Source organism: Marivita sp. (assembly GCF_051859345.1).
Taxonomy (GTDB): Bacteria; Pseudomonadota; Alphaproteobacteria; order Rhodobacterales; family Rhodobacteraceae; genus Marivita.
Window position 1 is genome coordinate 1 of the sequence record NZ_JBHYFV010000096.1, and the last position, 2,507, is coordinate 2,507.

Here is a 2,507-nt window from a genome sequence, read left to right on the forward strand (position 1 = left end):
CAGCCAGCGGCCCCGGTTTTCGATAGAGGTGGACGGCATGGGGCGATGAGTGCTCCGCATACTGAAATTATTATATGAAGCGATCATCGCCCCATGCATCCGGGATTTTTGGCGTGGCGTCCGCTCGGGCTGGGGCCAATCCCCGCCGGGTTTCCCCGGTGACCACAGGGTCACTGTGGCTGGCCTCGGTGACGTTCCGGCCTCCGCTGGGCGACCCCATCGGACCCGAACCGGCCTGGCAGACAAGATCAAAGTGCCTTGGGAGAGCTATTCTGTCGTGTCTCCGAACCGAAAAAGTGGCAACCACTTTTTCTGGAAACACTCCGATGAACCTTCGGCTTCGGTTCACGCTTCCCACTTCTCCAATCTCACCCTCACCGGAAAGCTCGTATGCATCCTCGTCCTCGGCGCGGCCGTAAGGACAACAATAAGGGCACCTAGAGAGACGGGGATAAGTTTTTTGGCAATGCTTCTCTGTTTCGCCCGCGGGCTTGACCCGCGGGTCTTGCGATACTCGTCAAGCGCTGAAAAGACAGATCCCCGGGTCAAGCCCGGGGACGATAGCGGGGCGGTGGGTATTCGGGCGAGGACAGCGCAGGCCGGGACGAGGTATGCGCAACGGTTGTGAGACGCATAGGGCGGCGCTATCTCCCCACGCTCGCTGCCCCGGTGAAGACCGGGAGCTATGGGCACTGGCCCGAAACACCAGCGCTCGTGGACAGCCTGCTGGGTCCCGGATCACGTCCGGGACTGCAAAGGTTGGGGCAGGGAAAGCGACGGTAGGGGCAGGTGATTGGCATGACGCTTGCGCCCAACAAAAAGCCGCCCCGGAGGGCGGCTCTAAGCAATCAGGCGCTTATGCGCTTGAGGTCTGGCGGCGTGACGTCGGCAGCCAGGGTATCGATGGCCTCGCTGACCGGCTTCACCGTCTGGCCCTGCGATCCAAGCTGACGGATTGAGACGGTCTTTTCTTCCGCCTCACGGCGGCCGGCAACGAAGATGAACGGCACACGGCCCACCGAGTGCTCGCGCACCTTGTAGTTGATTGACTCATTGCGCGTGTCGATTTCGGCCCGGATACCCCGCGCCTGCAGATCGGCAACCACCTGACGCGCATAATCATCCGCATCCGACACGATGGTTGCGACCACCACCTGCACCGGGGCCAGCCACAAGGGCATACGACCCGCATAGCTTTCGATCATCATGCCGATAAAGCGTTCGAGCGAACCAAGGATCGCGCGATGGAGCATGACCGGACGCTTCTTGCTGCCATCTTCGGCAACGTAAGAGGCTTCAAGCCGCTCCGGCATCACGAAATCGAGCTGCAAGGTACCACACTGCCACGACCGGCCAATCGCATCCTTCAAATGAAATTCGAGCTTGGGACCATAAAAAGCCCCCTCGCCTTCCGCGATTTCAAAAGCCCGGCCTGTGGCGCTGAGTGCATCGCCCAGGCTCTTTTCCGCCAGATCCCAAACCGCATCGTCACCCGCGCGGGTTTCGGGCCGCGTCGCTAGCAGGATCTTGACCTCGGTAAAGCCCATATCCTCGTAAACGGAATCGAGCAGTGCGCAGAAAGCCTCGGTCTCTGCCTGAATCTGATCTTCGCGGCAGAAGATATGCGCATCGTCCTGTGTCATCTGCCGCACACGCATCAACCCATGCAGCGCGCCATGCGCCTCATTGCGATGGCAACAGCCAAATTCCGCAAGCCGCAAGGGCAGATCGCGATAGGATTTAATGCCCTGATTAAAAACCTGAACATGGGCCGGGCAGTTCATCGGCTTGAGCGCAAGCAGATTGGCATCAGGCGAAATCTCAGGATGATCGCCTTCGGTCGATGGCGTTTCATCGGGCACCACGAACATGTTTTCGCGGAATTTGCCCCAGTGACCGGACTTCTCCCACAGCTTGTTGTCCAGAAGCTGCGGCGTCTTGATTTCCTTATAGCCCGACGCATTCAGACGGCGGCGGATATAGGCTTCCATCTGGTTGTACATGACATAGCCCTTGGGGTGCCAGAACACCGAGCCCTGCGCTTCTTCCTGGAAATGATAAAGGTCCATTTCCCGGCCGATCTTGCGATGGTCGCGCTTTTCGGCCTCTTCGATCATGTGGATGTAATCGTCGAGCTGTTCCTTGTTGGCCCAGGCCGTCCCATAAATGCGGCTGAGCACTTCGCGATTGGAATCGCCACGCCAATAGGCGCCCGCGACCTTGGTCAGCTTGAAGGCCTTGCCCACATCCTTGGTCGAGCGCATATGCGGGCCGCGGCAAAGATCGAACCACTGGCCTTGCTTATAAATCTTGACCTGCTGATCGGCGGCAATGGCATCGATCAACTCGACCTTGAAGTGTTCGCCCTTGGCGGCAAAGACCTTTTTAGCCTCGTCGCGATCCCAGACTTCCTTGGAAAATTCGGCACCGCGATCGATGATCTCGGCCATCTTCTTTTCGATCTCGCGCAACTCGTCCTCAGTGAACGGGTTCTCGCGATAAAAGTC

1 protein-coding gene is annotated in these 2,507 nt (G+C 58.9%); it reads right to left on the minus strand.

The features are described from left to right. Positions 1-848 precede the first annotated feature (848 nt). A partial coding sequence (gene thrS, locus ACTIEN_RS22135) for a threonine--tRNA ligase (RefSeq protein WP_439525298.1) occupies positions 849-2,507 on the minus strand: 1,659 nt, incomplete at its 5' end.